The organism is Curtobacterium sp. HSID17257 (genome assembly GCF_003989515.1).
In the GTDB taxonomy this organism is placed as follows: domain Bacteria; phylum Actinomycetota; class Actinomycetes; order Actinomycetales; family Microbacteriaceae; genus Curtobacterium.
In genome coordinates this window covers 1-2,679 of the sequence record NZ_RBLU01000201.1, presented here as the reverse complement: position 1 = coordinate 2,679, position 2,679 = coordinate 1, and the positions used below count along the sequence as shown (strand labels likewise).

3 protein-coding genes are annotated in these 2,679 nt (G+C 72.1%); all 3 read right to left on the bottom strand.

The window, feature by feature from the left end:
* A partial coding sequence (locus D8M35_RS15995) for a PH domain-containing protein (protein ID WP_126892699.1) occupies nucleotides 1-1,566 on the bottom strand: 1,566 nt, incomplete at its 3' end.
* A gap of 8 nt (nucleotides 1,567-1,574) precedes the next feature.
* Complete coding sequence (locus D8M35_RS15990; RefSeq protein ID WP_126892698.1) at nucleotides 1,575-2,096, bottom strand: PH domain-containing protein; 522 nt, start codon at nucleotides 2,094-2,096, stop codon at nucleotides 1,575-1,577.
* 22 nt (nucleotides 2,097-2,118) lie between these two features.
* Nucleotides 2,119-2,679 (bottom strand): DUF3180 domain-containing protein (locus D8M35_RS15985; RefSeq protein WP_148113410.1); only part of this gene is annotated, 561 nt, incomplete at its 5' end.

Sequence of the window (2,679 nt, the reverse complement as noted above, 5' to 3'; positions counted from 1 at the left end):
CTCGACGGCGCGGTGCGCGCTCTCCGACCAGAGACGCTGGGCGTCGAGCGCGTCCAGCGCGCCGATCCGAGCGGACACCGGGCCGGCCACGGTGTGCACGTGTGCGGTGGCGAGCCGGAGCAGCCGCTCGAGCGGCCCCTGCTCGACCTTCACGCTCTGCACGCGCGGCAGCGGCACGATCACGAGCGAGCGCCAGACGGCCCCGAGCCGGAGCAGCACCGCGCCCTGCACGAAGCGGTAGCCGTTGCGGCGGAACGAGAGCGGACGGAGCCAGGCGCCGCGCCGCGGGGAGTGCACGAAGCCGCCGCGGTCCCCGGTGGTCGTGAGGCTGTCGTCGACCACGTTGACGGCCTCGGACGAGCCCTCGCGGAGTTCCTCGCGTGATGCCGCGGGCCCGGCCACCGCGGTGCCGACGAGCCCCGGCAGGATGATGTCGAGCACCTGGCGGACGTCCTCGGCGCGGCCGACCGGCAGCACGATCGACGAGACCTGCTGGTTGGTCGACGCCCCGTTGCCGGCGTTCGTCGCCCGGTTGATGCGGACGTCCCACCAGCCGAAGGGACGCCAGAGCAGCGGCTGCGCGACGCTCACGGCGTGGATGCGGCCCGGCGGGAGGGTCTCGTTCGAGGTCGAGACGAGCCCGAAGCCGATGCGGATGCCGTCACGGGTCTCCGCGATCGTGTACTGCAGCGATCGCGAGAACTTCCGGACGGTGTAGCCGCCGGCGCCGATGACCACGGGGAACAGACCGATCAGGATGCCGTACTCACCGGTGATCGCGATGCTGACGATCATCGCCACGATCACCACGACGAAGAAGACCGTCGTCCCCGAGAGCAGCATCGACGCGATGAGGCGGCCGGGGTGCACCTTCACGACCCGCGTCGCGTGCACGGCGGCCTGGTCGAGCTCGGGCGAGAACAGTTCGTCCACGCGGTCCTGCAGCACGCCGTTCGACGCCCGCACGTCGGTCCGTTCGTCGTCCTGGGCGCCCGAGGCGAGCACGAGGATGCGCTGCCGGAGGTCGTCGGCTGCCCGTGCCCCGAGGTACGCGAGCTGCACGTTGGCGTCGTTACCGGCCTGCGCGATCTCGAGCTTCGCCGTCCCGAGGATGCGCGGGACCACCGGCCGCGAGATGTTGATGCCCTGGATGCGGTCGAGCCGAGCCTTGCGGTGGCTGCGGAACAGCACGCCGGAGCGGACCTCGACCACGTCGCCGGTCACGCGGAACTCGTGCATCCGCCACGAGACGTAGAACAGTCCGATCAACACGACCAGGACCACCACCACCCCGAGCAGCACCCAGCCGACCGCCCCGTGCTCGTACACGTAGCGGACGGGGTCGCCGTCCTCCTGCGGAGCCGGGCCCGGGACGAAGAACTCGAGCAGCTGGTCGCGCAGGTTGCTCAACGTGTAGCCGAGCACGACGATGAGGAAGATGCCGCCCTTGAGCAGCGGTGTCAGCGGGTGCAGACGGTGCCACTCGCCGTCGGTCAGCGGGGCCGCTGCGGCGGCGTTGCCCTGCCGGGGCGGCGCGGGCGGAGGCGGTCCGGGTCGGAACGTCACGGCGCCCCCTAGAGCCCGGCGCGGCGGGACTCGGCGAGCTCCACGAGCCGGTCGCGCAGTTCGTCGGCGTCGGTGGCGGGGATGCCCGGGATGCGGACGTTCGTCGCGGCGGCCGCGGTGACGAACTTCAGCTCGCTGAGCCCGAGGACCCGGTCGAGCGGGCCGCGGTTCACGTCGACCAGTTGCATGCGGCCGTACGGCACCGCGGTGAAGCGCTGCCACATCAGCCCGCGGCGCAGCACGAGGTCGTCGTCACGCAGGGCGTACCCGATGGCGCGGACCCGTCGGGGCGTCAGGACGGCGGTGACCAGCGCGACGAGGGCGACCACGATGGCGACGCAGCTCCACACCGTGCCGGCTGCACCCCCGAAACCGCCGAAGAGCACCGCGAAGAGCACGCACCCGGCCGTCACGACCACCCCGACCACGATCGTGCTGACGAGTTCCGTCCAGACGAGCTTCGGCGACACCCGCGTCCACGTGGTCCCGGTCAGGCCGAGGCCCGGCTCGTCGAGTCGTTCGAGCGGCATCACGGCCTCCTGCGGTCGTCGGTCAATTCGCCGTCGTCCCACCCCGCGGCAGGTCGTCGTCGTCCTCCGGCGGCGGCGCCATGCACATGCGCTCGGCCACCAGGGCACACACCACGAGCACGAGACCGCCCCCGACCGCGACGGCGTTCGGCAGGACCGAGCCTAGCGGCGGCAGGGCGGAGCGGGTCAGGAGGTACAGCAGCAGCCCGGCCGCGAACGCCCCGAAGAGCGCACCGGCCAGGCTCGAGGCCTTGGCGAGGACGACCACGCGGGTGGCGTAGAGGGGGTCGACGGGGTGCTGCCGGCCGGCACCGTCGCGCGCGTGGCGGCGGACGGGTCGGGCCATCGCGACGACCGCGACGCCGATCAGCGCGAGGGTGATGCCGAGGGGGGTCGACAGCAGCAGCGTCGGTTCCTGCCGCGAGGCCAGGACGGCGTCGAGGGCGAACCCGGCGGCGGCGGCGACGACCGCGACGCTGATCAGGGTGGCGGAGATCGGAAGAGCGGCGGGTAGGGAACGCGTTGGCCTCTGTGTGTAGCTCTCAGGTGCGTTCGCATCCTGGTTAAATGTCAACGTTATATT

Excerpts from the sequence above, each read along its gene's own strand:
- D8M35_RS15990 (WP_126892698.1), bottom strand. The coding sequence starts at position 2,096 with ATGCCGCTCGAACGACTCGACGAGCCGGGCCTCGGCCTGACCGGGACC.